Below are 25,410 nucleotides of genomic sequence, written 5' to 3' on the forward strand. Positions count from 1 at the left end.
ATATCATCTGCTTGGCTTAAGACCCCCTGATACCCCGCATCATAACTTTTGCGTCCTCGGCGTTCTTCGCGCCTTTACGTTTTACCCTTCGCGCCTTCGCGTTACTTCACGCCAATACCTTCCGCCGGAAACGGTGCCGGATTGGGTATCTCGATCTGCAATTCTAACCCGCCCCACACTGATGGCCCAATCTGCAAGGTACCGCGCAAGAGCGACACCCGCTCGCTGATCCCGATCAAGCCAAAATGCTTCCGTTCCGCGAGGCGTTGCAAATCGGGCGGCGTCACCATTCCCCTCCCATTATCGGCCAACCGCACCATCACCCCCGCTGCCGAGGTGCGCCGCACCTCAAGCAATACGCGCGTAGCGCCGGCATGCTTGCGCACGTTGTTGAAGCCCTCTTGCACAATCCGAAACACCGCCAATTCAATCGTCTCCGGCCAACGTTCCAGCGGCTCGGCCAGTAGCAACTCGACCTGAATCCCGGTCTGATCGCTCCACTGGCTTGCCAACGAACGCAATGCCGCCGCCAAGCCATGGCTATCGAGCGTGGGCGGGCGCAGATCGCTGCACATCTGGCGCAACACTGCCACCACCTCGCGAATCCCGCGCCGGATGTTCTGCAGTTCGCTCAAGGCTGCATCCTGCTCGATCTCCTCTTCGACGTGTTCGAGCTGGTAGTTGAAACTGAGCAGGTCTTGAATCACTTGATCGTGCAATTCACGCGCCAACACCTTGCGCTCGGCTTCGCGTTCGAGCATCAAACGGTGATGGGCCTCTTGCAACGCCTGATTGAGTTGATCGAGCGCCACCATTTGCTCGTGCAGCCGTTGCACTAGCTCACGGTTGAGCGAGTCTTGCGCGGCGAGGTTGTTTTGCAGTTGCAGTTGCTGTTGCCGTAACTGTTCTGCTTGTTGCTGCGCCTGATAGTAGTTCTCAAAGGCCCAAATCAACGGCGTGACCCGCTCTTGCCGCACCGACCCCACCATCAGCTCGACGATCTCGCGCGGTGTCGTGCTGGCAGTGGCGCGCAACGCCGCTTGCCGGCCTTGGTACAGCACCAGCACTCGGTTGGTGATGGCAAAGATGAGATTGAGGTCGTCGCTACTGAGGATCATGCCGGCCTGCGCCGCTGCCAGCTCGCGCAAGTGCTGCAAGACGGCCTGCTGGCAGGCAAAACTCAACGCCGAGAGTGCCTCATCGAGGATCAGCAGCCGCGCTGGCCGCACAAAGGCCCGGATCAACGCCACCAACTGCCGCTCCTCTTCAGTCAGATCGCTGGCGCGCTGGTGGGCAAGGCTGGGCGGCAAACCAAACCGCTCAAGCCACTGGTACGCCGTAGTCACCATTGCCACCGGATCGAGCCGCCATTTGCCCAGTTCACGCCCTAAAAAGATATTATCTAGCACCGGCATCACTTCGACCAGCAGCGGCGCTTGCGGCACAAACTCGATCCCGCGTCGCTGCGCCGTTTGTGCTGCCCACGTCAAAGGGATGCCATCAACCTGTATCTCACCCGCTGTAGGCGGATAGATCCCGGCCAGCGCCTGCAAGAGCACCGACTTGCCGGCGCTGCGCAGACCTACCACCCCCAAGATGTCGCCGGGGTGCAGCTCAACATTGATCCCGCTGAGGATCGGCTTAGCGGCAAAGACGATATGGAGATCGCGCACGCTGAGCAAGGGTCGCATAGATGTGGCTGTAGTTTTCACTCGTGTAATAGTCTGGCAATTGTGATCCTTATAATCTAAGTATAGCATTCACACCAGTAAGGAAACGTTCTCATGCAACCGGTAAACTACATTCTTATCGACTACGAGAATGTCCAACCCAATCTCGCCGCCCTCACAAACCTTTCCTTTGTGCCCATCATCACCTTTGTTGGCGCAAACCAGAAACATATCCCGTTCGAGTTTGCCGATGCGATGCAGCGACTGGGTAATCGCGCGATGTACGTAAAGATCGGCGCGAGCGGCGCAAATGCACTGGATTTTCATATCGCGTTTTATCTCGGCATACTGGTGAAACGCGGCGCAAACGCCTATTTTCACATCGTCTCAAACGATACCGGCTTCGACCCGCTCATCCAGCATCTGCGCGAAAAGCGCCTAAAGGTATATCGCTCGGCCAGCATTGATGATCTCCCCTTCTTGCGCAAGAACACCGCAGCCAATGACCAGCAATTAATTCCGGCAATGCCTGCCGCACCTGAATCATCATCGCTGCTCGCTGCCAACGGCGCAAAACCATCATTAAACGAGCTGTACGAGGTGGTGATTGAACGATTAAAACACCATACGCCCTCACGCCCCAGCACGCTCGATAAGCTGCGCAACCATCTGCCCTCGTTGACTAAACAACAACTCACCGCCGCCGAAACCGAGGCGCTCACGACGATGCTGTTCACCAATCGCCTGATCTCACTCGAAGAAGGTGCGTCGCAACGGTTGCGGTATCACTTATAAGCGCCCAACCGCAACCTTCATTTCGCCCGCGGAAGATGCAAGACAAGATGCTCAAGCGCCAATTGCGGGTTGACGTTCTCGCGCAGTTGTTGGGCAGCAGCAATGATCTGCTGCAAGAAGGCCAGCGCCGTCGCTGGCGTGACCCGCCGGGCCGCTGCCGCTAGTTCGGCCCGCCGATCAACGTTCGTCACCGCTTCGTCACACCCAGCGGCGACGTATACCACATCGCGCCACCAGCTCTGCCACAATTCCAGCCATGCCAGCGCCGTCTCTTGCTCGCCGGCGCGGTACTCTTTCGCCCGCTGCTCGGCCCAGCGCAAACCCGCGCTCAGATCTTGCTCAGCCAACCCGATCAATTCCGCCAACTGCTCGCGCCGCGCTGCCTGCGCTGCCGGATCGGCCAATACACTGATCGCCCACCCGACCCGGCCCCCGCTCCATGCCGCGAGCTCTATGGCCAACTCCGGCGCCGCGCCACGCGCTTGCAGCGCCGCTGCTACTTGCTCGCGCGGCAGCGGACGCAACCGCAGCACCCGGCAACGCGAGACGATTGTCGGCAGTAGTTCGCTGCTGTGGGCCACTAACAACAACGTCGCGTAATCGGGCGGCTCTTCCAGCGTCTTCAGCATCGCGTTAGCCGCCTCTTCGCTCAGCCGCTCGGCATCGTGCAAGATCAACACCCGCCACGCCGCTTCGTAAGGCCGCAAGGCAATATCGCGCTGCCATTCCCGAATCGTTGCAATCTTCAGCTCTTTCTGCCGCGCCGCCTCATCAGCCTTTGCCGCCGCCGCTTGCGTCGCCATTCCAGCCACTCGCACATCAGGATGGCTGCCACGCTCGATCCGCCGGCACGTCCGGCATTGTAAACAGGGATCGCCCATCTGCCGCTCGCAGTTCAACGCCTGCGCCATGCGCAACGCCAACAGCGATTTGCCGATTCCCGGCGGCCCAGCAAACAAGTACGCATGCGCCACCCGGTTCGACCGGATGTTGCTGCGCAACTGCTCAATAGCCCATTCGTGACCGTAAATATCCCACATGGCATTTGATTGGCTAGAGCCGCACGGTGGTACGGCTCTCTATCCACGGCGGCCCGGATCTCTGGCTGCTGTGATCCAACCGATGTTAGATCACAGCAGCTTGCGGAAGGCCAACACGGCATTCACCCCGCCAAACCCAAACGAATTGGAAATCGCCACCTGCAATGCCGCCGGGCGGGCTACGTTCGGTACATAATCCAAATCGCATTCCGGGTCGGGGTGTTCGAGGTTAATTGTCGGTGGAATCAGGCCGTGGTGCAAAGCGAGGATCGTTGCCGCCGCCTCGACCGCACCCGCCGCGCCGGTCAGATGGCCGATCATCGACTTGATCGAGCTGATCGGCACACTGTAGGCATATTCGCCAAACACGTGCTTAATCGCTCGCGTCTCGGCGATGTCGCCAGTCGGTGTGCTCGTGGCATGGGCATTGATGTAGTCAACTTGCTGCGGTGCTAGCCGGGCATGCCGCAAGGCCCGTCGCATCGCCAACGCAGCCCCTTCGCCATCGGGATCGGGGGCAGTCACATGATAAGCATCCGCCGAGACGCCATACCCGATCAGCTCGGCGAGGATCGGCGCGCCACGCCGCTGCGCACTGCTCAGCCGTTCCAGCACCAGCACCGCCGCACCTTCCCCCGGCACAAACCCATCGCGCAGCGCGTCAAACGGGCGCGAGGCCCGCTCCGGCATATCATTGCTGCGCGTGCTCAAGGCCCGCAACACGCAGAAGGCCCCCAAACTTAGCGCCGTGATCGGCGCTTCAGCCCCACCGGCCAGCATCACCTCGGCATCGCCGCGCCGGATCACTTCCGCCGCCTCGCCGATCGCTTGCGCCCCTGCTGCGCAAGCCGTACAAATCGAGGTGGTGTAGCCGCGCAACCCGAGCTGGATCGCAACTTGGCTCGACGGCATATTGGGTAGTGCTGCTGGAATAAAGAACGGACTGATCTTCATGCCCCCGCGCTGGACGAGCGTTGCTGCCGCTTGCTCGACATCAGGCATTGATGTTGTACCGCTCGCGATCAAGACGCCGATCTCATCGCGTGCCATCCGCTCTAGCGGCAACCGAGCATGCTCCACCGCCATGCGCGCCGCCGCCACCGCCATCTGGCTGGCACGCGACATCCGCCGCGCCTCTTTCACATCCATAAATGCCTGCGGCTGAAAGTCGTTGGCTTGCCCGGCGAGCTGGCACGGATACCCGCTCGGATCGAAAAAGGTGATCCGCCCGATTGCGCTCCGTCCAGCCGCTAATCCGGCCCAAAATGGCTCGACGCCGACCCCAAACGGCGAGACGACCCCTATCCCGGTCACCACAATCCGTTGATCAGGCGGCTGCTGATCGTTCGCTCCTGTCTGCGGTTCCACCGCCGGTTCGTTGGCCAGCACCTCGGCTAGCAGCGCCTCGATCTGTGCTTCAATCGCTTCATCTGGCACATGCTCGCGCACGAGACCGAGCAGCTCGGCCCGCAACGCTGCGCGCCGATCCAGTGCTCGCGGGGTCATGGCGTCCCTCCCTCAATGCAATTATTCAAGGTCTGAATTATACCACGCAGCCGCCGCGCCTGTGGTATCATACTCGCCGAAGACGAGTTCAGCACATTCACCAAAAGCAATCATTATGACGCCCGTTTTGCCCGGCCTTATTCGTCCTGAAATTGCCGATCTCGAAGCGTATACGCCGATAGTGCCGCTCGAAGTGCTCGCTGCTCGCCTCAGCTTGCCGGTTGAGCAGATTGTTAAGCTTGACGCGAACGAGAATCCGTATGGCCCTGTGCCGGCGGCGTTAGCAGCGTTGCAACATACCGCAACGTACCATATCTATCCCGACCCTGAACACACTGCGCTGCGCGCGGCGCTAGCCGGCTACACGGGCCGCCCTCCTGAAGAGATTCTCTGCGGGGCCGGCGCCGATGAGTTAATCGATCTCGTATTGCGTTTGATTATCAGCCCCGGCGACGCGATCATCGATTGCCCGCCCACCTTCGGTATGTACCGCTTTGACGCCGGGATCTGCGGCGGGCGGGTGATCACCGTCCCCCGCCAGCCTGACTTTAGCCTCGATCTACCGGCGATCGAGCGGGCGGCTGCCCAAGGTGCTAAGGCGATTTTCCTCACCGCTCCCAACAACCCTACCGGCAACCCGCTGCCGCGCGTCGATTTGTTGCGCATCCTCGAATTGCCCTTGCTAGTGGTGGTTGATGAAGCGTATGTCGAGTTTGCCGAACCGGGCAGGCTACCGATCGGTGCGAGTGATCTGCTCGACCATTATCCGAATCTGGCAATTCTGCGCACCTTCAGCAAGTGGGCCGGCTTGGCCGGTTTGCGCGTTGGCTATGGCCTCTTCCCCCGCTGGCTGATCGAGCAGCTCTGGAAGATTAAGCAGCCGTATAACGTCTCGGTGGCTGCCCAAGCTGCTGCCATCGCTTCGCTCGAATCGGTCGCCGAATTGCACCAGCGCGTGCAAGCCATCGTCGCCGAACGCGAACGGCTCGCTACCCGTTTGCAAGCCTTCCCCTTCCTTACCCCCTTTCCCAGCGCTGCCAACTTTATCCTCTGCCGGGTTGAGGGGCGCGATGCCCGCGAACTCAAGCTCGCGCTCGAACGGCGCGGCGTGCTGGTGCGCCATTACCGCACCCCGCTGCTCAATGGGTATATCCGCATCAGCGTTGGCACCCCCGCCCAAACTGATGCTCTGCTCGCTACCCTCGCCGAGGTGTCGCAATGACTGCATCGCTCGAATCTATGCTGGTGTTTGCCCGTCAGATCGCCCACGAAGCCGGTCAGATTACCCTGCGCTATTTCCAGCAGGGTGTCACGATTGAACGCAAAGCCGACGAATCACCGGTGACGATTGCCGACCGCGAGGCCGAACGTTACCTGCGTGCAGCCATTACCACTGCCTACCCCGATCACGCGGTGCTCGGCGAAGAAGATGGTCTGAGCGGCAGCGAACATGCCACTTTTCGCTGGGTGCTCGACCCGATCGACGGCACCAAGAGTTTTGTCCGCGGTGTGCCGTTGTACGGCGTCCTGATCGGCCTGCTCCGCGATGGCGAGCCGGTGCTCGGCGTGATCCATATTCCCGTCCTCGGCGAAATGGTCACGGCGGCGCAGGGTTTGGGATGTACGTGGAATGGCCGGCCATGCCGCGTTTCCAACGTCTCGTCGCTGCGCGAGAGTCTGGTCGTCGGCACAATTGCCCACGGCTACGAGCAGTATGGCCGCGCCGAAGCCTTCCAGCGCATCGTGCGCCGCGCCGGTCTGTTCCGCACGTGGGGCGATTGCTATGGCTATGTGCTGGTGGCCACCGGTCGCGCCGAAGTCGCGCTCGATCCGCAAATGAATGTGTGGGACGCCGCCGCGCTCTTGCCGATTCTGACCGAGGCTGGCGGTGCATATACCGATTGGCAAGGCGTGCCAACGATCTACCATCACGAAGGCATTGGCAGCAACCGCCACGTCTTGCCCGAACTCTTAGCGTTGATTACTGGTGAGGAGTAGTATGAACGCCGACGACTATCAGCGCTTGGCCATGCGCACCTTGGCCGCCGGCCTGTCACCCCAAGAGCGGCTGGTGAACGCTGCGCTTGGCCTCAATGGCGAAGCCGGCGAGTTTGCCGACACGGTGAAAAAATACCTCTTCCACGGCCACCCGCTCGACCGCGACGCCCTGACTAAAGAATTGGGCGATGTGTTGTGGTATGTGGCGCTGGCCTGCGATACCCTTGACATATCGCTCGGCACAGTGATGGCGGCCAATATCGAGAAGTTGCGCCGCCGCTACCCGGAAGGATTCAGCAGTGAGCGAAGCCAACAGCGCAGTGAGTGAGATCCGTCGCACCACCATCGATCGCATCACCGGCGAGACGAGTATCTCGCTGACCCTAACGATCGACGGCAGCGGGCAGGCTGATGTGCAAACCGGGATCGGGTTCCTCGACCATATGCTTACCTTGTGGGCACGCCACGGTCTGTTTGACCTCACCGTCCGCGCCCACGGTGATCTGCATGTTGACGAGCACCATACCGCCGAAGATGTGTGTATCTGTTTGGGTCGCGCCATCGATCAAGCCCTTGGCGCGCGCGCTGGCATTGTCCGCACCGCCCATAGCTTCGTGCCGATGGATGAAGCGCTAGCGTTGGTAGCGATCGATCTGGGCGGGCGGCCCTACTGCGTGGTGCAAGCCGATTTTGTTACGCCGCGCGTGGGCCAGCTCGGCACCGACCTGATCGCGCACCTCTTCGAGAGCATCGCCTTTCATGGCCGTTTCAACCTGCACGCGCAGATCTTGTACGGGCGCAACGACCACCACAAGATCGAGGCGCTGTTTAAAGCCTGCGGGCGCGCGCTTGATGCCGCCACCCGCATCGATCCGCGTCTCGGCGGCGCGGTACCGAGCACGAAGGGGGTCTTGTAAGATTCCGTTCATCGATAGTGGGCGCAACCCCCCACGAGCGCTCATTCCCCAACCACTACCCGCTCCCCTGCCCAAGCGCGGGGTTGGGGGTGAGAGTCGCTGCCCCCACTTAACCCATGCAACTGGATACCCTGCCCTTGAGGAGGTGCTATGATTGGGTTCGTCACTGCGGCTGTACTAAGCTTCGTGCCGGCCTTCATCTACGCCAGCATCGCCTATTGGCTCGACCGGTTTGAAAAAGAGCCGCGCCGCCTGCTATTCGGTGCGTTTCTCTGGGGAGCGTTTGTCGCCACCTTAGGCGCAATTGTCTGGACGGGAATAGTCCAAGCGTCGTTAGCCATCTTTATCGGCGAAGCCTCGGCCGAAGTGGCCGGCACAACTTTGCTCGCGCCACTTGTCGAAGAGAGCTTGAAGGGCATTGCCGTCGTCATCATTATGTTCGCCTTCCCCGAAGAGTTCGACTCACGCCTCGACGGCATGCTCTATGCGGCGATCACAGCGCTCGGCTTTGCGGCCACCGAAAATCTGCTCTACCTCTACTTTTTCGGCTATACCGAGGATGGGTTTGGCGGTCTTATCACGCTCTTTGTCCTGAGAGTGATTTTGGGCGGCTGGGGTCACGCCGTCTATACCGCATGGATCGGCTTAGGGTTAGCGATGTCTCGCCTGCACCCCAACCGCATCGTGCGCCTCATCTCGCCCTTTGCCGGCTGGCTGCTCGCCGTCTGCCTTCACGCCCTGCACAATACCATGGCGGTCTTTTTGGCCGGTGAATTTGGCTTAACCGGCCTCGGCCTCACCCTGCTGGTTGACTGGTCAACGTGGGTGGTCGTTTTGGGGTTAGTGATCTGGGAAATCCGGCGCGAACAGCATCACATTGCAACGTACTTGGCCGAAGAGGTCTCTGCCGGAATTATCTCGCCATCGCAGTATTTCGCAGCCAAATCATTCAGCGGCCAACTTCGCAACCGGACGCGCAGCGCCACTGCTCGCCGCTTCTATGAAGCATGCGCTGAACTGGCCCACAAGAAACACCACCTCGCTACCGGCGTCGGCAATCATCGCAACACTATCGCCCGCATCAATCAACTGCGCCGTGAGATTGCGCAACTCGCCCCTGAGGTGCCGGCAGTGTAGACCTACTCGCGCAAGTGTTCAGCGATCCGGTGGCGCGTGCGCCGGTATGAGCGGTGGCACAATTCCAGCAACAGTCGTTGTTCGGCTTGTACCCGCCGTCGCTCCGCTTCACACTGTTCAGTATGCATAATCGTTGCCTGCAACTCAGCCGCCATCGCTGTGAGATCTGCCAATGCCTGCTCAGCGAATAGCGGTTGGGGATGCATCAAGCTTAGTACCGCAGCCAGCCGGCGTAAACTATTGAGCAGATCGGTCGCTGTCAACGCCCCCGCCGCCGAGTCAGGTTCAAAGAGTTGCAAGTACGACGCATCAGTGCCGACCACCTCGATCACTTGCCGGCGCACATGGGCATACAAGCGTTGCGCGCGCACCTCACACTCCCAACGCACCGCTAATGCTGCCCGCCACGCCGCAAGTGCCGCCGCGCTTTGCTCTTGCTGTTCAGCCAAGATTGCCTGTAGCTGGGTATGATGTACGAGCTCTTCTTCGGCAAATGGCAACCGGTGGCGTAATTGATCGAGCAACGTGATGATTTGGTTGAGGGGATCAATAGGTGGGGTTTGGAGCATAATCGCTGTCACGGCAGACCTCACGGCGTTCAGCACGATGGCTACTTCACTGTTATCGTAGAGCCATGCTGCGCGCGTCGTCTATAGTACAACGGGTTGATTTTGCTCTAGGACTACTACATGTCGTCGTTGCGCTACGTCGCATCCAGATTGCCGTCGTGATCGTCAAACTGGTAAGAGCTTTGCGCCGCATGCTACACTAAAGCTAGCGACAAACGATAGAAAGGAGATAGTGATGGGATTGCTCGATCAACTGAGTAAAACCATTTCGCAAGTCGGTGATCGGGCCAAATTCGAGGCCGAGAAGTTTCAGAAGACCACCCGCTTGCAAGGAGAGATTAACGAGTTGCGGCGCCAGATCGATCAGAAGCTGTTGGAATTAGGCCAGCGGGCCTACGATCTGCAACGGGCCGGCCAGATTCATGCCCCCACCTTGGCTGAATTAGCGGCAAAGCTTGATCAACTGCGAGCAACGTTAGTAGCCCGTGAGGAAGAGCTGAAACAGGCGCAGAATGAGGTGTACATCGAGCCTGCCCCAGTAACGCCGCCGCCAGCGCCTACCGTGCAATCGGTACCGATCAGTGAAGCTTCACCGACCGCTGCCGGCCCCAAGATATGCCCGCAATGCGGGTTTCAGATGCCGGCCACCGCGATCTTTTGCCCAAGCTGCGGCACCCGCGTAGGCTAGTAGGGGCAGGTTACAACCAGCCCCTATCTCACTACTCCATGAAAAACCCCTTCTTCACACCATTGTGAAGAAGGGGCAATAGTATAGATTATTGGCTGGGGGACAGGGATTCGAACCCCAACTACCTGGGCCAGAACCAGGCGTTCTACCCTTAAACTATCCCCCATTATGGTGCCGAAGGTGGGATTTGAACCCACACGAGGTCACCCTCACTACGCCCTGAACGTAGCGCGTCTGCCAGTTCCGCCACTTCGGCATGGCACGGTTTCCCGACGCGACCATATGATACTACGCTCCCCCTACTTTGTCAAATGATTGGCGCAAACACCGCAGTGCGCTAACCGCAGCGTAATGCGCTTCTGGCGCGCTGCTACGGCGCGCCTCACCGCTCCCGCGACCGATCGATCGTTTGCAGGTGTAGCAACAGGTCGGGGTAAATGAGATAGTGTCGTTGCAATGCTGGCGCGTCAATCATCCACACTATGCTGTCGGTCAGCGCCATCACCGTCATCCGGTACGGTTCACCCCGCAATGCCGCGCGCATCCCAAAGCAATCGCCGCTTCGCTCGCTGGTGCCGGTCGTCGTGCCGGTAAACGCTAATCGCCCTGACACCAGCAAATAGCCGGTTGCGCCAAGCTCACCCTGCCGGCACAGGGTTGTCCCCGCCGGAATGGCACGCGGCATAACATCGAGCGCCAGATCGAGTAACGTCGCCCACGGTAACTGCGCCAACGCCGGTTGTTGCCACAACCATTCGGCGCGGGCAAACGCATCATGCAACCCCAACCGGCGCGCCACGCCGGTAAACAGATCAGGTGCAATATGCAGCAATTGCGCTTCGCTGTGCGCGCGCATCGTGCTCGTGCGCGGTTCGCCGATCAAGGCCCCCCGCTCACCCAAGCTGTTGCCGCGCCCCAACAACCGCACCGGTTCGCCACCAACCAAGATTTCGACGATCCCGTGATGGATCACATACGCACTGCCGTCTGAGCCATCGCCTTCGTGGGCGATGGTGCATCCTGCTGGATAGGTGAGCACTGCACATTGCGCCGCCAGCTCCGCCCGTTCAGCCGCCGGCAAGCGGGCAAAGATCGGGCAAATGGTGAGGGTCTCAAACCGCTGGCGCTGTTCGTCATCGGCCACAACTTCTCCTAACCCCACCACATGCCCGCTCACCGCCACTTCCACCCGGCCAGCCAATTCATCAGCCACTTCCCAATCTTGGCGACTGGTATGGGCCAACACTAACCGCCGGCTCTTGGCACTCAGCTCACGCAAGAGTTGCGCTGTCGGCGTCGTGTGAATGGCACCGCCCCCCATATCATGCACCAGCACCTCTACCCCTTCGGCAAACTGGCGCAAAGCGGCCAGCCGCTCGGCGCTGAGCTGGCCGCTCTGATGCAGATGCTCTAACCACGCCTCGTCGTAGCGCATATCGCCCGAGTAGCCGATCCCCCCTACCCGCACTGCAATGGTCGGGATCGAATGCACCGCATAGGTCGCTTCAAACCGGTAGCCATGCACGTCCAACGGTTGGCCGGGATCAAGCGGGTAGAAGTCGAATAATTCGGCCACGTCCGCCGGCCGCAGATCGAGCATAGCCCCTAGCACGCGCAACAACGAGCGATAGATCGGCTGCGCCGTCACTAACTGCACCCGCTTGCCGCCGGTAAGAATAAGTTCTGGCAGACCGGCAATATGATCTTCGTGCAGGTGCGAGATGATGACCAAATCAAGTTGGCGCGGCGACAGGCCCAAATGCGCCAATCGCACGTTGAGATAGGCCGCCGCATCGAATAATAACGGTTGGCCAGCTCCTAGATAGGCTAGAAAACAGGTAGTGATTCCGGTCGGGTCAAACCCGTCGCTCCCGCCAATAAACTGTAACGTGATCGTCTGCCGCACCAACGGTCGCGGCGGCGCTACCGCCAAGGGGTGGGCCACACTATTGATCACGGCGGGAACGCGCGCAATCTCAACGCCGTGCTCAAGGAAGCAAAAATCGCTCCCGTCATACTCGATTTGCACCGGCCCTAGATCACCACCACCTGTCTCCAATGCTACAATCGACACCATATCATCAACGGTTGGCGCGCGTCCGAGCGGCGGGTAGAACGCTACCGTCTCACATTCTTGCTGCAACCATGCCCCCGGCCACTCGGCGAGTGCTGCCGGGCCGTTGATCGTTTCGCTCAGCAACGTGCGCAAACGCCGCGCCTGCGCCGCCGTCACCGTAATCAAGGTCATCCGGCGCTGCTGCCCAAAAAAGTTGGCATAGATCAAAAATTCCACACTGGCGTAGTTGATCCCGCGCCGCACAAATCCGCGCGAACTGGGTTCGCTCCCTGCCGGCGCATCTGGCGGCAAGATAACATACGCCGGGAGCGGCAAACCCTGCGCTAACAGAAATTTCAGGCTCTCCGGCGGACTGTTGACCAATACATTGCCGGCTGCTGTTGTCACAATGTAGATGTCGTTGGGGAGACAATGCACCCGATCCGTCATCAAAGGTTTCATACCGTTCTCCTGCCGGCAACCGTGCGCCATTCTGTCTACTTAAACACCACCGCCAGCCAAATTGATCCACCCACACAGCGTCACTCAATGACCATGCTATAATTGGGTATAGTATAACCTTCTATGACTGAGGAGGCTAGGTCCTATGTCCGGCCATTCGAAATGGCATACCATTCGCCGTACCAAAGGCGTGAATGATCAACGTCGCGGCCAGCTCTTTACCAAATTGGCCCGCGATATTACAATTGCTACCCGCGAAGGCGGCAGCGGTGACCCCGATATGAACTTCCGCTTGCGGCTGGCAGTGGAAAAGGCGCGCGCCAATAATATGCCGAATGAGAATATTCAGCGCGCGATCGACCGCGGCTTGGGCAAATCAAACGAAGCCGCCCTCGAAGAGATTTTCTATGAAGGGTATGGTCCCGGCGGCGTTGCCATTTTGATCGAAGCCGCGACCGATAACCGCAACCGCACCAATTCTGAGGTGCGTGCGACCTTCAACAAGAATGGCGGTAACCCCGGCGAACCCGGTTCGGTGTCGTGGATGTTTGAGCAGAAGGGTTTGATTACTGTTGACCTCAGCGCCACCAAGCGCGATCCCGATGAGCTGCAATTGATTGCGATCGACGCCGGTGCCGATGATGTCGTGGTTGATGACGAGACGCTCGAAATTTATTGCGAATGGACGCAACTCAACGCCATCCGGCAAGCGTTGCTCGATCAAGGGGTGCCGATTAGCAATGCCGAGAAGATCATGCGCGCGAAGACACTCATCCAACCCGATGAGAAGGATGCGCTGGCCGCTCTGCGCTTGATCGAGAAACTCGAAGACCTCGACGATGTGCAGAAGGTCTATTCTAACCTCGATATTACCGCCGAGCTGGTGGCTCGCTTTGACTCATAACCCGCGGTCAGCAGCAGTGATCACAAACTAGGAGAATTGTGCGCGCGCTTGGGATTGATCCGGGTACCGCAACGATGGGGTGGGGCATGGTCGAGATTACGGGCGGTCATCTGCGCCTGATCGAGACTGGCGCCCTCACGACCCCCGCCGGTATGCCCCAGCCCGAACGGTTGTTGCAGCTCTATAACGGGCTACGCGCTATTATCGAACGCCTCCGCCCCGATACCGCCGCCGTAGAGGAACTCTTCTTCGGTAAGAATGTCAATACGGCGCTGACCGTTGGTCAAGCACGCGGGGTGGCGTTGCTGGCGCTCGCCCAAGCTGGTATTCCGGTGTATGAATATAAGCCGCTGGCGGTGAAGCAGGCGGTGGCCGGCTACGGCGGCGCTGACAAACGTCAAATGCAAGAGATGGTACGCCTGACCCTTGGCCTGACCACCGTGCCCCGCCCGGATGATGCCGCCGATGCGCTCGCGATCGCGATTTGTCACGCTTATACCGCGCCTAATCTGCAACGGTTCGGGTTATCGTCGTGAGATGGCCGCCACCGGAACACAGCGCTTGTCTCTCGCCGATGCACGCGATCACACGCACGAGAACATTACTTGTTTAAGACTAACTTTTTGCGTCTCTTTGTGGCTATTCCCAATCACCGCTATGGCTTCTCGTCGCCGTCCCGGCGCTCCCGCCGATTTTGAAGAGATCCGTCCTAACCTTTTCCTCATCCACAACCCGGCGCTTGGCCCTGTCTTGCGCGGTGAAGGCGAGCGCGCGGGGTTTCATTTTCACCTCACCAGTTGGCGGCGCGCCGGTCTGCTTGGCCGGCTCGCTAGCCGTGGCTTCGTCACCCTGACCATTCCCGACCGGATCGCTGCCCTGCCCGCGCCGCCATCGACCCAACTTGGCCCGCTGCGCCGCCTCGCTATCAGCGCCAAGCAACTACTCAGCGTGCTCGATCTAGCCGCCCCCAACGGCTGGCGCAACCTCCCAGCTACTCCCGATGGTGCGCTCGAACTGCCAGAAGGCCAGATCGTGCGCCGGCGTCACGGGCGTGGGCCGGCTGAATATCTGCGCATCACGGCCACCGGCTGGCAGGCGCTGCCCGCCGACGAAGCCATCTTGGCTGCTTATGGCCAATTGCCTGATCCGCCAACACTGCGCCTTGCTCCAACCGCTGAAGGCTGGATACTGCCTGACCTCCCGCTACCAGAGGCGTACCGCAAAGTGCTCGACATGATCGCGCAACCCCACCCCGCCGGCTGGCTGCTGGCCGGTAAGTTGGAGCGTGAGTGGGGTGAAATGGTAGTAGCCAAATTAGGCGTGAAGGTAGGGGCGGTTCAATGAACCACCCCTGAAACAGTGAGTGACATAGGGACAGAGCAGGGCTATGAACCTATGAACCGCCCCTAGCCGCATTACGGCGCGACAAACCGGCCCTGCCACGTCTTGATCTGCGCAATCGTGTCTTGCGCGCGCAAATACGACAACCGCGGACTCCAATCCGGGTTGAGGATCGCGAAAGCGGCTTGCTCGTGGTTCGGATTCCCCTGTTCGCCCCAGAGCACGGCAAAGTTAATATTCCAGAGGAACATATTGCCGACAAACGGATAGTTCTCGTAGACTCGCAACATCGCCGCGCGGATGTATTCCGCCTGCTGCTCAGGCGTCACGTAGTTACCAAATTCATAGCCCGGCGTGTTATTCGGTGTCGCCCAACCGTACTCGGTAATCCAAATCTCCTTATCGCTCATCCCGTACTGTTCCATCCACTTGCGCACATTCTCGACGTGGCGGAAATAGTGCGTCTCGTGGTCATTCCAGCAGCGATCGGGGGCCGGTGTGCAGCCGGGGATAAAGCTTGGATTATCAGGCCAGAGGGTATCAGGCGGATTGGCTGCGCCACCCGGATGTACCGCCTGCACGTCGAAGTAGTTGCGCACTTCACCATTGTTGTAGGTGTACATCAGGCGGTAGAACTCTTGATCTGAAAGCGCAATAGCCGGATTCGTCACCCCACTCGACGACGATGCGGCTGCGAGCACGATCGCATCCGGCTTCAGCGACTTAATCCGGGTGTACGCCGCCTTCAGAATCTCAACATAGTGCCCCACATCCTCTGGCACAATCTCACCGCCATTCTCCACAGCAAGGTTCGGCTCATTCCAGATTTCGTAAGCTTGAATCTTGTCGCCATAGCGGCGCACCATCTGCTCGAGGAAATTGGCTAGGGTTGCAGGATCATCGGGCAAGCCGTTCGTTGCATTGTAGGCCGTAGGTGAACGCACGACATTCACCAACAACTTGATCCCAAACCGGTGGGCAGCGTCAACGATCCGATCTAGCTCATCCCAACCGAAGATACCCTTAACAGGGTCCTCGATATCCATCCAAACCACCTGCTGACGGAACCAGTCAAACCCAGCATTTTTCGCCAATTGCAACACACGATCGCGGTCAGTGTAGTAAAGATGACCGACGATCCCGAATTCTAGATAATCGGGGTTAATTGGCACCGGCGTCGGTTCTACCGGCGCCGCTGTGGGTTCAGCCGCTACAGCGGTCGGCACGCTGGTTGGCGCCGCCGTTGGTACCGGGGTCGGCAGCGTTGCTGTGTCAGTTGTGGCAACGATGGCTGCAGTTGGCACATTACTCACCGGCGGGCTAGCCGGTTCACTGCCACACGCAGCCAAGATCGCCGCCACCACCATGAAAACAAGCATGAGTATCTGCCAACGCCGTGCATACAATGTATTCATAACAAACCTCAATCGATCACATAGTGACCAAGAGGACACTTCCTCTGGCTAGGACGGAACGGAGATGCGCAGCGTGCTGCACATCTCCGTCATCACTTAATCTTTCGGCATTGCCTGAATGGCAAACCAAGCCGGACGCGGACTCCAGTCGCCGTTGATCACACCAAACGACGCCTGCTCGTGCAACTCATTCCCTTGCGCCCGCCACGGCACCGCAAAGTTGAGGTTCCAGAGGAACATTGCCCCCACCCACGGTGCATATTCGCGGCGACCGATCTGGAATGCACGTACAATCCACTCGGCCTGCTGTTCAAACGAGATCGAGTTACCATACTCGTAACCGGGGGTATTGTTGCGCGTTGCCCAGCCAAACTCGGTGATCCAAATCTGCTTATCGCCTAAGCCGTTTTGCACCAGCACATTGCGAATATCTTCCACCCGCCGGAAGTAGAACTCGCGGCTGGTGCGCCACTGCGGGCCGGGGCCGGGGCGGTCGGGCCAGAGTGTGTCGGGCGGATTGTATTGACCACCGGGGTGAACTCCGATCACATCAACGTTAGCGCGGAACTTAGGATTCGCGGCCATCGACGCCATATACGACGTGTCGCTCAGTGCGATTTTCGGATTGTTGGTCTCGGTGCTGGTCGGCGCACCGCTGACCACAATCGCCATCGGATCGTTAGCCTTAATCGCCTTGTACGCCACTTCGAGCAGATCAACGTAATAGCTCGCATCGGCTACTCGACCGCCAACGCCACCATCGCGCGAACAATCGCCACCATTCTCACAGGCGCGGTTCTGCTCGTTCCAGATTTGGTAGGCCTGCACCCGCCCCTTGTAGCGTTTCGCCATTTCGCCCATAAAGTAGGCGAAATCCTTAAAGTTCTCGCGCCGCGGCATGCCGTTACTGCCATTAGCAGTGGCCCAACTCGGTGCAGCAACCACGCTGAGCAACAAATTTACCCCTTGCCGGTTCGCATCAGCTACAATATCGTCAAGTTCCGCCCAATAGATCGCACCCGATCGATCATGCAAATCCATCCAGCGCACCTGCTGGCGGATCCAATAGATACCGGCGTCGCGGCTCATCTGCAAGACACGATTGCGATCTTGCCAAGCAGTACCTTGCCCGTACAGATGAGCGTTGAAACCGTAGATAAACGGACGCGGTAGCGATTGGTCAGCCGGGCGATAGTTAAACGCCGGATTGGTGCGATGGCGCAGATCGCGATACTCATTCCCCAACAAGCCGAGCAGAATGCGGTAGCGGGGGTCAGGCTCATCGGGGTGCCACTCCATACGTTGACGCTCGAAATACTGCACCCAGTAAACTTCGCCGGTGGCCTGATTACGCTCTTGGAACTGTTCTGAGAGCGGATAGCCAAACACCTCAAGGCCGCCGTTGTTGAGCCAGAATGTACGGAATGGCGCCGGATCATTGCGCAGTGTGTGACCGGTCTGGGCAAACCATGTGCCGTCACCCGGATCGGGCACGCGCTGGAAGGGCGGCTCATTCTCGCGCCCCTGTACCAAACGGCTGCCTAGTAATCGGCCCAGAACGTAGTAGCGATTATTCTGCGTGCCAAAATTCTCGGGGTGCTCTTCAAGAATGGCACGCTCGAAATACTGTACGCGGTAGAACTTACCCGGCTCGGTAAAGCTCTCTTCGATAAACGGCTCTGAGATCGGGTAGCCGAGCACGAAGAGCGCATTGGGTGTATTCTTCCATGCCTCTAGAAACCAGTTGACCGCGCTATGCCCGGTTTCGGGAAAATAACGCGCCTGATACGGCGGATAGGTATCGGGCACGCCGCCCTGCGCTGCGCCGGGCTGCGGCCACGCCAGCAATGAAACCGCCAGTACCAGTAACCCCAGCGCAGTAAGGATCCGTCGTGTCATGCAAAATCTCCCTTACTTCATCACTCCGCGCCATTGCGGCAGGCTCGCGGTGATCAGCCTGCTTCGTTCATAGTAGCTAATCCTCACCGAAACCGAACTGAGCTTTTCCTGATACGTGACTGGCAAATCACATGCAAGCTGACACGATACTCGGTGAAGAGCCACGGCGATTATACCCGCCTGTCTGATTCAACGTCAAGCGCACAGCATCAGTTCCCAGCGTCAGCACAGTCTGCCTAGAGATGCCTCCGCCACAGCCCTTTTCTGCCGCGCAAGCGCAAATCCGCCGCCTTAGGGCAACAAAACCTATGCCCTAAACGTACAATGTCACGGCAACACGTACCGGACACCACGATCAGCAGCCCCCGCAGTGAAATGGAGATCGTATGAGCACCCCATTACAGGCGCTCAGAGTCATCGCTACATACTTCATTTCGATCACGATTTGGAGCCTTTTCAACATCCATGGTTTCGCGCTTACTCTCCGGCAAGCTAGCGGGCATGTGGCGGCACAATGGCGTGCTCTCCGGCGCGGCGTTGCCTATGATGAGACCTTTGCCGTGCAATTACCGTTTCACGGACGCTGGAAGGTGTTTAACGGCGGAGTCACTCGCCAGACATCCCATTCTTGGAGCCTTATTAGCCAGCGGTATGCGTATGATTTTGTAATTGTCGATGAAGCGACCGGTTTGACCTACCGCGGCGATCCGCGCCAACCGGCCAACTACCTTGCTTTTGGGCAGCCGGTGCTAGCCGCTGCCGATGGCGTGGTCGTCGCTGTGCGCAACAACATTCGCGACGATCCCCGCGCCGGCACGGGCTGGATCGATATCACCACGCCAGATTTACGCGGCAACTACGTCGTGATCAAACATCACGAGCACGCCTATTCCCTCTACGCCCATTTGCAGCAGGGCAGTGTGTGCGTTGCTCCCGGCACACCCGTGCGCGCCGGCCAACCGATCGGCGCCTGCGGCAACTCTGGCCATTCCAGCGAACCGCACCTGCACTTTCAATTGCAAGATCGAGCCGACTTCTTCACCGCCGTCGGGCTACCGATCGCCTTTCGCCATGTGCTGCGCAGTGACCGCAACGGCACTGCTTGCCTTGCCCACGGCTTCATTCAGCGTGATCAGACCGTGGAGCCCGCTCAAGCAGACTGCCCAGTGCAGACCGTCGAAACTGTCGCCGTAGCCAAACCGACGATTGGCGAATTCTTTGGGGGAATCGTGACATTCGGGTTGGTCATACTCGGCCTCTTCGCTATCATCGCGCGCATCATTGAGGCCGTGATCTGACAGCGCCGCCTACGACTCAATCGGCGCCTGCACCCGTGTGACTTGGCGCAGGCGAGGCGACTGTTCCCACAGCCGTTCACGGTTCATCATTCGCACAAACGCATCGACCACTGCTGCATCCCATTGCGTACCACGTCCCCGCAGCAACACTTGGAGCGCTTGTTCCGGTTCCATCGCGGCACGATAGGCGCGATCGGCAGTCAGCGCCTCGAACGTATCGGCCACTGCCAAAATTCGCGCGCCGAGCGGAATTTCATCACCCCGCAGCCCCAGCGGATAGCCATTGCCATCAACCCGCTCGTGGTGAGCAGCGATGATCGGCAACACATCACGCAATCCACGGATCTGCTCGAGGATACGAACGCCAATCTGCGGATGCTGACGCATTTGGATCAACTCTGTCGCATTGAGTGGCCCTGCTTTAAGCAAGATGTTATCACGCACACCTATCTTACCAATATCGTGCAACAAACCGGCGTAACGAATGCGCTCAATCTCGGCCTCATTCAGCCCCAATTCCATTGCCAACCGCACTGCATAGCGCGTGACTTGGCGCGAATGGCCATAGGTATAAGCATCGCGGGCCTCGATGGCGCCGGCCAGCGCCGCAATCATCTGCTCGTGCTGATCTTTGAGTGCGCGATACAGGCGGGCATTGTCAAGAGCGGCGGCGATCTGCGACGCAAAGACTTCGATCAGGTGCCGTTCGGCGGCATCAAAGGGCGGTTGTTCATCAGAGCGAGCCAGATCAAGCATGCCAATCACCCGATCGCGACTGCGCAACACCACTTCGATCGAGCGTCCCTGCGATGTAGCAGGTAAGGCGACGAGGCGCCGATGAGCAGCGGACAGCGTCTGTTCATCGACCTTGACCAACGGCAGATTATTACCCGCAGTGGAACCGATGAGCACGACTAAGGTCTCATCATCGGCATCAACGAGCGACAAGCTGATATGGATTGGCGCAAAACGCCGGCCTACGAACTCGACCAAGCGAGCGGTCTGCTCTTCAATATCAAGTGAGGTAGTGATCGCTTGACTAAACTGGTACATCAACACGAGATCCGACAGCCGTTCTTTCTCGTGCCGGATCCGGCGTATCTCCAGCGCAGTACGGATCGTTTTTTGCAACTGCTCGGCATCAACCGGCTTGGCGATGTAATCAAGCGCACCAAGCTTCAGCGCCTCACGCGCCGTTTCAACCGTTGCATTCGCCGTCATGACGATCACATCGGTATTGAGATAATGAGCGCGCAGATGATGGATCAAGGCAATGCCATCGACGTGAGGCATTTGCAGATCGGTCACTACCAGATCAAAAGGTTGCTGTTGCAGAATCGTGATTGCTGCCAGCCCGTGCTCGGCGACAACCACGTCATATGCACGCCGCAGGAGGAGACGGCAAAACTCGCGGATATTGGTCTCATCTTCCACAATGAGGATCCGGGGGCGGGTAATCGAAGCAGGACTTGCATAATCCGCCATACGAGAGGCTCCTCAGCTCGACAATAAGCAGGCGCAGTGCATGATCAGTTACTACCCTAAGGGTAGTATAACCATGCCAACGTTGCACCAAGACTACAGTAGCGACGTAGCTGATGACAATATTGCCATTAACATGCTGATTTGAAAGTGCCGCTGATCATCCCGTGGGCGACGCCGACGCTCACGATTCTGCTTGATTACGGCGAGCGAAGTAATTTTGCAACCGCCGCTCAAGCTCATCAAAATCGAACGGTTTGGTTAAATATTCGTTCACACCAGTGCGAAAGGCATTCTTCTCGGTGTCGGGAGTGCCGAAGGCCGTCACCATAATGACATAGACTTGCGAGCGATTCTGGCGAAGCGTGCGCACAAACTCAATCCCCCCCATACGCGGCATATTCATGTCAGTGATGATCACATCACAATCATGAACCGCCAACTTCTCAAGGGCATCAATCCCATCTTCGGCTTCGATGACATTGTAGCCGCTATTCCGCAACAAAAACCGGTACAATCGGCGCGTTGCGGCATCATCTTCAACAACCATGATCGTGGGTGGCACGGCGCACTCTCCTCGTCTGCTGGGTTCGCCCTAACTGACGTGAGCCAGATTCTCTTTCAAGATCGCGGCTGAACGCTGGAAGAGCACGACTTCTTGTTCCGACAAGGGCAAATTGAGCACCTCCTCCGCACCATCGCGACCGACAATCGTTGGCAAGCTAATCGCAATATCGGTTACGCCATACTGGCCAGTCATTAAACTGCTAATGGTCATCACCGTATGCTGATCGCGCAACACCGCTTCAGCAATCGCGAGCAAGCCCAAGCCAATGGCATAGTAGGTCGCCCGTTTACGCTTAATAATCTCATAGGCGGCATTGCGCGTCTGTTCGAGAATGGCATCGAGCGCCGCTTGATCGTACCCCTGCCCATTTGCGCCGACAAAATCAACCAGCCGGACACCGGCGATATTCGCTAGGCTCCAGAGGGCGAGTTCGCTATCACCGTGTTCACCGACGATATAGGCATGCACCGAACGTGGATCAACCCCGTAATGTTGGCCGAGCAAGTACCGGAAGCGGGCGGTATCAAGGATCGTGCCCGACCCGATCACCCGATTGGCTGCCGGGCCAGCGATCTGAGCGCCGATCGTGGTGAGAATGTCAACCGGGTTGGTGGCAACCACAATAATGCCATCATCATTGGCGGCAAGAATGGCCGGGATAATCTCGCGGAAAATGGCGGCATTGCGGCCAAGCAGGTCGAGGCGGGTTTCGCCGGGCCGCTGGTTGGCACCGGCAGCGATGACGATCAGGTCTGCGCCAGCTAGATCGGCGTATGTACCGGCGTAGATCCGCATCGGGCGAACGAAGGGCAAGCCGTGGTTAAGATCCATCGCTTCACCTTCGGCGCGGGCATGATCAATATCAACCAGCACCAACTCGTTGGCGAGGCTACGCTGCATCAATGCATATGCGAAGGACGTACCGACCATGCCCGTACCAACCACGCCCACTTTACCGGTGCGTTTTCGTAAACTCATGCAAAGCCTCCTCATTGTTTGCACCATTATCATACCATATCGTATTGGTGATCGCGTATGAGGAAACGGTTGCAGTGCATTACAATCCGGAGGAGTCTTCAATTTGTTATCTGGGGTGAGCGAAGATATGGGGAACGGCGGACAATCGTCCGCCCGTACCTCAACGGTACGCCGCTAGATCGCGTTCTTCAATCGTCGGCATATATCGTGACATTTCAACCATCTTGAAGATCTTTTGGTGATGAGGGGTTACGTTCATTGCGAAAAGCTGATACCCCGATTTGCGCGCATTCACCACAAATTTCAGCAATGCTGAAATACCGGCTGAATTGATAAACGAGACTTCACTAAAATCGAGCACGGTAATTGGACGCATCTCTTGGCATTCAGCAGCAATGGCGGCAGCCGAGATTGCGTCAACGCTCGTGGTCAGGATGTGCAGCACCACCACATCACCAAACTCTTCGCGCCGAATAATGTCGCTCATTGTTGCCGATCCTTCCGATACAGACGGAGCGTGAGCACCGTTCCTTGCTGTGATGAATCCACTTCGTAATCGTCCACCAGCGCGCTAATCAGATACATCCCGAAACCGCGCAAGTAGCCGGCCTCGAGCCGTTCATCATCAATCACATGCCGCGAGAAATCGAGCCGTTCCACCCCCCCACCTTGATCGCTGATCCGGATTTCAAGCTTATCGCCATCAATATCAAAGATCACGCCAACCAGCTTGGCCGTATCACCGCGGTTGCCGTGATCAATCGCATTATTGACCGCCTCGCTCACTGCGAGTTTCAGATCTTCGACCCGTTCGGGGCTCAGCCCGGCAGCACTACCGATTTCAGCGGCACTTGCACGCACGACTCGTTCAAAGATCGGAATTGATGGAATACGCAGCTCTACTCGTTGCATGCTTTTGCCTCTACGCACGTTGCTCGGTTCGCTTCCCAGCGTAGTGTAACGAATGACACGAACCAGAGTATTGCCATTGTTACGAGGACAGCCGCGGGGGAGCAGGAGATCGTGACCGGCTTGCCCCATTCATTGCTGACGTTTGGCGCACCAAATGATCGTACCGGCGGAGATAGGCCTTGCCTAACGAGGTATTGCCAACCTGCAAATAGCACGCACCAAGGTAATAGAGTGCTTGTGCATGGCGCGGGTTGCGACGCAAGACTTTCTCAAACAACGGGATGGCACGGGTTGGTTCGAGCAATTCTTTATAGCACAGCCCTAACATAAACTGGGTTTCGACATCGTCGGGCCATTGCTCAAGCACCTGTTGAAACTCACGCGCGGCCAGATCGTAGCGACCGCGCCGGATGTACATGTAACCTAGATCGAAGCGTAACGAATGGGCATCAGGAGCTAATTGAACGGCTTTGCGCCACGCGGCCAGCGCCCACGTATCACGCCCCAACGAATTGTAGACGAAACCAAGCAGGTAGTGAGCCTGCGCATCGGTTGGCATCAGTTGTACTGCCCGCTCGAACGCGCGCGCCGCCTGCGCGTTCATTCCCATGTCGTAGAGCAGTTTGCCCATCTGCAAGAAGAGCTGGCCGTGGTGCGGATTGAGGCGGGCGCAGGCGAAGAGAATTTCGTAGGCTTGTTTCGGCTTCTTCTGCAAACGCAAGATGGAGCTCATGCGTAATCGCGCGTCAACATAGTGGCGATGTTGCGGCGGCACCTGCTCGTATTCTTCGTAAGCTTCCTCAAACCGGCGCTGACGCGCAAGCAGGTTGCCCAGCAGATAGCGGGCAGCGTATTCTTGTGGCCGCCATTGCAAGAGGGCACGATAGATCCGCTCGGCCTCTTCTTCGTAGCCTTGTTGCTTAAGGGCTTGGCTGAGACGATAGTACCACTGCGCTACCTCTTCTTCACTGCGGTTGACCAGCGGCTCGTCGGGCACTGGCTCGGGCGAGACGAAGGTCGGCTCAACCCGTAACGCCTCGGCAAAGCAACGCTGAGCCAATTCATGCGCACCGTGACTCTGGTGCATCAAGCCCATGTAGTAGCGCGGCTCGGCGGCTTGCGGGCGAGCGTTGCAGGCGCTGCTAAAGTGAATGTACGCCCTCCCGGCGTCGTCAATCCGCTGGTAGCAGCGGCCAAGCGCAAAATGAGCTTCGTAGAGGTTGGGGTTGTGTTCGAGCGTCTCTTTAAACGCGGCAATCGCCCGATCGATCTGGCCGAGCGCGGCAAACGCTACCCCAAGGTTGTAGTGCGCTTCAGCCAATTGCGGATCGGTTTGCACTGCCTCAAGATACTCGCGCAACGCCTCTTCCCAATGATCCTGAAACGCGAGCGAATTGCCGATATAGAGGTAGATGATGGCCCGTTCCCGCTCGTAGATTTGGGCCTGCTCTTCACCATCAACATACGCGGCAATGAGCGCCGCTTTGAAATGTTCGATTGCATCGGCATAGGCCGCGCGCAGGTATGAACGCATCCCCTGACTAAACGCCGCCCCCAGCCGTGTGCCGGTCATGAAACGCTCGCTACCGCTAAAGGTGTCAAGGTCAAGGGGCATAAATTGGAGTTCGTTCGTTGATGCCATAGCTCACCTTGGCGACCAGATAGATGCTGATTTCTACTATAACATGCCCCTCGCCCTCCGTATATTGTAGAATCGTCATTTAGAAGTATACGACAGTATATAGTTTTCTTCACGATTGGCGTGGTTGGGGCAA

The 25,410-nt window shown here is 58.4% G+C and carries 24 protein-coding genes and 2 tRNA genes; 11 read left to right on the forward strand and 15 right to left on the reverse strand.

What is annotated here, in order from left to right; translation table 11 throughout:
• Nucleotides 1–101: 101 nt before the first annotated feature.
• Entirely contained in the window at nt 102–1,691 is a 1,590-nt protein-coding gene (locus Q1A00_RS04450) for an ATP-binding cassette domain-containing protein (protein ID WP_298490204.1), read from the reverse strand.
• Nucleotides 1,692–1,784: 93 nt separating this feature from the next.
• On the opposite strand from Q1A00_RS04450, the gene Q1A00_RS04455 reads away from it, so the two are divergent.
• Nucleotides 1,785–2,465 carry a PIN domain-containing protein gene (locus Q1A00_RS04455; protein ID WP_299755451.1) on the forward strand — a complete coding sequence of 227 codons (681 nt, stop codon included), beginning with the start codon at nt 1,785–1,787 and terminating at the stop codon, nt 2,463–2,465.
• 17 nt (nt 2,466–2,482) lie between these two features.
• Here Q1A00_RS04455 and holB read toward each other — a convergent pair whose 3' ends face one another.
• Both holB and fabF read right to left on the reverse strand, forming a co-directional pair.
• Nucleotides 2,483–3,505, reverse strand: coding sequence for a DNA polymerase III subunit delta' (gene holB, locus Q1A00_RS04460; protein WP_298405158.1), 1,023 nt, complete (start codon nt 3,503–3,505; stop codon nt 2,483–2,485).
• Nucleotides 3,506–3,595: 90 nt separating this feature from the next.
• A complete protein-coding gene (fabF, locus tag Q1A00_RS04465) occupies nt 3,596–5,011 on the reverse strand; it encodes a beta-ketoacyl-ACP synthase II (RefSeq protein WP_298405162.1) in 1,416 nt (471 codons plus the stop codon).
• A gap of 115 nt (nt 5,012–5,126) precedes the next feature.
• Here fabF and hisC point away from each other — a divergent pair, with 115 nt between their 5' ends.
• From hisC to Q1A00_RS04490, 5 genes are all read left to right on the forward strand, one after another.
• Complete coding sequence (gene hisC / locus Q1A00_RS04470) at nt 5,127–6,233, forward strand: histidinol-phosphate transaminase (protein WP_298405165.1); 1,107 nt, start codon at nt 5,127–5,129, stop codon at nt 6,231–6,233.
• Nucleotides 6,230–7,009, forward strand: a complete 780-nt coding sequence (locus Q1A00_RS04475; protein ID WP_299643295.1) for an inositol monophosphatase family protein — start codon at nt 6,230–6,232, stop codon at nt 7,007–7,009. Before hisC ends, Q1A00_RS04475 begins: the two co-directional genes overlap by 4 nt.
• Before the next feature lies 1 nt (nt 7,010).
• Complete coding sequence (locus Q1A00_RS04480) at nt 7,011–7,337, forward strand: nucleoside triphosphate pyrophosphohydrolase family protein (protein WP_298405171.1); 327 nt, start codon at nt 7,011–7,013, stop codon at nt 7,335–7,337.
• Nucleotides 7,309–7,926, forward strand: coding sequence for an imidazoleglycerol-phosphate dehydratase HisB (gene hisB, locus Q1A00_RS04485; RefSeq protein ID WP_298405174.1), 618 nt, complete (start codon nt 7,309–7,311; stop codon nt 7,924–7,926). Before Q1A00_RS04480 ends, hisB begins: the two co-directional genes overlap by 29 nt.
• Nucleotides 7,927–8,076: 150 nt before the next feature.
• Nucleotides 8,077–9,063, forward strand: coding sequence for a PrsW family intramembrane metalloprotease (locus Q1A00_RS04490; protein WP_298405179.1), 987 nt, complete (start codon nt 8,077–8,079; stop codon nt 9,061–9,063).
• A gap of 2 nt (nt 9,064–9,065) precedes the next feature.
• On the opposite strand, the gene Q1A00_RS04495 is transcribed toward Q1A00_RS04490, so the two are convergent.
• The gene (locus Q1A00_RS04495) at nt 9,066–9,644 is read right to left on the reverse strand and encodes a hypothetical protein (RefSeq protein WP_298405182.1); all 579 of its coding nucleotides are present in this window, start codon (nt 9,642–9,644) and stop codon (nt 9,066–9,068) included.
• A gap of 223 nt (nt 9,645–9,867) precedes the next feature.
• On the opposite strand from Q1A00_RS04495, the gene Q1A00_RS04500 reads away from it, so the two are divergent.
• Entirely contained in the window at nt 9,868–10,320 is a 453-nt protein-coding gene (locus tag Q1A00_RS04500) for a zinc ribbon domain-containing protein (protein ID WP_298405185.1), read from the forward strand.
• 92 nt (nt 10,321–10,412) lie between these two features.
• Here the strand turns inward: Q1A00_RS04500 and Q1A00_RS04505 are convergent.
• The 3 genes from Q1A00_RS04505 to Q1A00_RS04515 form a co-directional block, all read right to left on the reverse strand.
• Nucleotides 10,413–10,486, reverse strand: a tRNA-Gln gene (locus Q1A00_RS04505).
• A 3-nt stretch (nt 10,487–10,489) separates the two neighbouring features.
• A tRNA-Leu gene (locus Q1A00_RS04510) sits at nt 10,490–10,576 on the reverse strand.
• 126 nt (nt 10,577–10,702) lie between these two features.
• Nucleotides 10,703–12,838, reverse strand: a complete 2,136-nt coding sequence (locus tag Q1A00_RS04515; RefSeq protein ID WP_299755457.1) for a cyclic nucleotide-binding domain-containing protein — start codon at nt 12,836–12,838, stop codon at nt 10,703–10,705.
• 145 nt (nt 12,839–12,983) lie between these two features.
• On the opposite strand from Q1A00_RS04515, the gene Q1A00_RS04520 reads away from it, so the two are divergent.
• The 3 genes from Q1A00_RS04520 (at nt 12,984) to Q1A00_RS04530 (ending at nt 15,086) form a co-directional block, all read left to right on the forward strand.
• On the forward strand, nt 12,984–13,742 hold the full coding sequence (locus Q1A00_RS04520) for a YebC/PmpR family DNA-binding transcriptional regulator (RefSeq protein WP_298405191.1): 759 nt from the start codon (nt 12,984–12,986) through the stop codon (nt 13,740–13,742).
• A 38-nt stretch (nt 13,743–13,780) separates the two neighbouring features.
• The gene (ruvC, locus tag Q1A00_RS04525; protein WP_298405194.1) at nt 13,781–14,278 is read left to right on the forward strand and encodes a crossover junction endodeoxyribonuclease RuvC; all 498 of its coding nucleotides are present in this window, start codon (nt 13,781–13,783) and stop codon (nt 14,276–14,278) included.
• A gap of 121 nt (nt 14,279–14,399) precedes the next feature.
• A complete protein-coding gene (locus Q1A00_RS04530; protein ID WP_298405197.1) occupies nt 14,400–15,086 on the forward strand; it encodes a hypothetical protein in 687 nt (228 codons plus the stop codon).
• Nucleotides 15,087–15,157: 71 nt separating this feature from the next.
• On the opposite strand, the gene Q1A00_RS04535 is transcribed toward Q1A00_RS04530, so the two are convergent.
• Complete coding sequence (locus tag Q1A00_RS04535) at nt 15,158–16,498, reverse strand: hypothetical protein (protein WP_299755461.1); 1,341 nt, start codon at nt 16,496–16,498, stop codon at nt 15,158–15,160.
• A gap of 96 nt (nt 16,499–16,594) precedes the next feature.
• Nucleotides 16,595–18,397 (reverse strand): hypothetical protein, encoded by a 1,803-nt coding sequence (locus tag Q1A00_RS04540; protein ID WP_298405201.1) that lies wholly within the window; start codon nt 18,395–18,397, stop codon nt 16,595–16,597.
• 386 nt (nt 18,398–18,783) lie between these two features.
• On the opposite strand from Q1A00_RS04540, the gene Q1A00_RS04545 reads away from it, so the two are divergent.
• The gene (locus Q1A00_RS04545) at nt 18,784–19,695 is read left to right on the forward strand and encodes a M23 family metallopeptidase (protein WP_298405203.1); all 912 of its coding nucleotides are present in this window, start codon (nt 18,784–18,786) and stop codon (nt 19,693–19,695) included.
• A gap of 9 nt (nt 19,696–19,704) precedes the next feature.
• On the opposite strand, the gene Q1A00_RS04550 is transcribed toward Q1A00_RS04545, so the two are convergent.
• From Q1A00_RS04550 to Q1A00_RS04575, 6 genes are all read right to left on the reverse strand, one after another.
• Nucleotides 19,705–21,180, reverse strand: a complete 1,476-nt coding sequence (locus Q1A00_RS04550) for an HD domain-containing phosphohydrolase (RefSeq protein ID WP_298405206.1) — start codon at nt 21,178–21,180, stop codon at nt 19,705–19,707.
• A 181-nt stretch (nt 21,181–21,361) separates the two neighbouring features.
• Entirely contained in the window at nt 21,362–21,742 is a 381-nt protein-coding gene (locus Q1A00_RS04555; RefSeq protein ID WP_298405209.1) for a response regulator, read from the reverse strand.
• A 30-nt stretch (nt 21,743–21,772) separates the two neighbouring features.
• Nucleotides 21,773–22,723 carry an L-lactate dehydrogenase gene (locus Q1A00_RS04560; protein WP_298405211.1) on the reverse strand — a complete coding sequence of 317 codons (951 nt, stop codon included), beginning with the start codon at nt 22,721–22,723 and terminating at the stop codon, nt 21,773–21,775.
• Nucleotides 22,724–22,883: 160 nt separating this feature from the next.
• Nucleotides 22,884–23,210, reverse strand: a complete 327-nt coding sequence (locus Q1A00_RS04565; RefSeq protein WP_298405214.1) for an STAS domain-containing protein — start codon at nt 23,208–23,210, stop codon at nt 22,884–22,886.
• The gene (locus Q1A00_RS04570; RefSeq protein ID WP_298405216.1) at nt 23,207–23,635 is read right to left on the reverse strand and encodes an ATP-binding protein; all 429 of its coding nucleotides are present in this window, start codon (nt 23,633–23,635) and stop codon (nt 23,207–23,209) included. Before Q1A00_RS04570 ends, Q1A00_RS04565 begins: the two co-directional genes overlap by 4 nt.
• Nucleotides 23,636–23,714: 79 nt before the next feature.
• Nucleotides 23,715–25,277 (reverse strand): tetratricopeptide repeat protein, encoded by a 1,563-nt coding sequence (locus tag Q1A00_RS04575; RefSeq protein ID WP_298405218.1) that lies wholly within the window; start codon nt 25,275–25,277, stop codon nt 23,715–23,717.
• Nucleotides 25,278–25,410 lie beyond the last annotated feature (133 nt).

Source organism: uncultured Chloroflexus sp., assembly GCF_938091255.1.
Taxonomy (GTDB): Bacteria; Chloroflexota; Chloroflexia; order Chloroflexales; family Chloroflexaceae; genus Chloroflexus.

Bases quoted from the DNA above. Each gene is read 5' to 3' on its own strand.
- Q1A00_RS04450 (WP_298490204.1), bottom strand. From the start codon at position 1,691: ATGCGACCCTTGCTCAGCGTGCGCGATCTCCATATCGTCTTTGCCGCT.
- Q1A00_RS04455 (WP_299755451.1), top strand. From the start codon at position 1,785: ATGCAACCGGTAAACTACATTCTTATCGACTACGAGAATGTCCAACCC.
- holB (WP_298405158.1), bottom strand. From the start codon at position 3,505: ATGTGGGATATTTACGGTCACGAATGGGCTATTGAGCAGTTGCGCAGC.
- fabF (WP_298405162.1), bottom strand. From the start codon at position 5,011: ATGACCCCGCGAGCACTGGATCGGCGCGCAGCGTTGCGGGCCGAGCTG.
- hisC (WP_298405165.1), top strand. From the start codon at position 5,127: ATGACGCCCGTTTTGCCCGGCCTTATTCGTCCTGAAATTGCCGATCTC.
- Q1A00_RS04475 (WP_299643295.1), top strand. From the start codon at position 6,230: ATGACTGCATCGCTCGAATCTATGCTGGTGTTTGCCCGTCAGATCGCC.
- Q1A00_RS04480 (WP_298405171.1), top strand. From the start codon at position 7,011: ATGAACGCCGACGACTATCAGCGCTTGGCCATGCGCACCTTGGCCGCC.
- Q1A00_RS04490 (WP_298405179.1), top strand. From the start codon at position 8,077: ATGATTGGGTTCGTCACTGCGGCTGTACTAAGCTTCGTGCCGGCCTTC.
- Q1A00_RS04500 (WP_298405185.1), top strand. From the start codon at position 9,868: ATGGGATTGCTCGATCAACTGAGTAAAACCATTTCGCAAGTCGGTGAT.
- Q1A00_RS04515 (WP_299755457.1), bottom strand. From the start codon at position 12,838: ATGAAACCTTTGATGACGGATCGGGTGCATTGTCTCCCCAACGACATC.
- Q1A00_RS04520 (WP_298405191.1), top strand. From the start codon at position 12,984: ATGTCCGGCCATTCGAAATGGCATACCATTCGCCGTACCAAAGGCGTG.
- Q1A00_RS04530 (WP_298405197.1), top strand. From the start codon at position 14,400: ATGGCTTCTCGTCGCCGTCCCGGCGCTCCCGCCGATTTTGAAGAGATC.
- Q1A00_RS04535 (WP_299755461.1), bottom strand. From the start codon at position 16,498: ATGAATACATTGTATGCACGGCGTTGGCAGATACTCATGCTTGTTTTC.
- Q1A00_RS04540 (WP_298405201.1), bottom strand. From the start codon at position 18,397: ATGACACGACGGATCCTTACTGCGCTGGGGTTACTGGTACTGGCGGTT.
- Q1A00_RS04545 (WP_298405203.1), top strand. From the start codon at position 18,784: ATGAGCACCCCATTACAGGCGCTCAGAGTCATCGCTACATACTTCATT.
- Q1A00_RS04550 (WP_298405206.1), bottom strand. From the start codon at position 21,180: ATGGCGGATTATGCAAGTCCTGCTTCGATTACCCGCCCCCGGATCCTC.
- Q1A00_RS04560 (WP_298405211.1), bottom strand. From the start codon at position 22,723: ATGAGTTTACGAAAACGCACCGGTAAAGTGGGCGTGGTTGGTACGGGC.
- Q1A00_RS04565 (WP_298405214.1), bottom strand. From the start codon at position 23,210: ATGAGCGACATTATTCGGCGCGAAGAGTTTGGTGATGTGGTGGTGCTG.
- Q1A00_RS04570 (WP_298405216.1), bottom strand. From the start codon at position 23,635: ATGCAACGAGTAGAGCTGCGTATTCCATCAATTCCGATCTTTGAACGA.
- Q1A00_RS04575 (WP_298405218.1), bottom strand. From the start codon at position 25,277: ATGGCATCAACGAACGAACTCCAATTTATGCCCCTTGACCTTGACACC.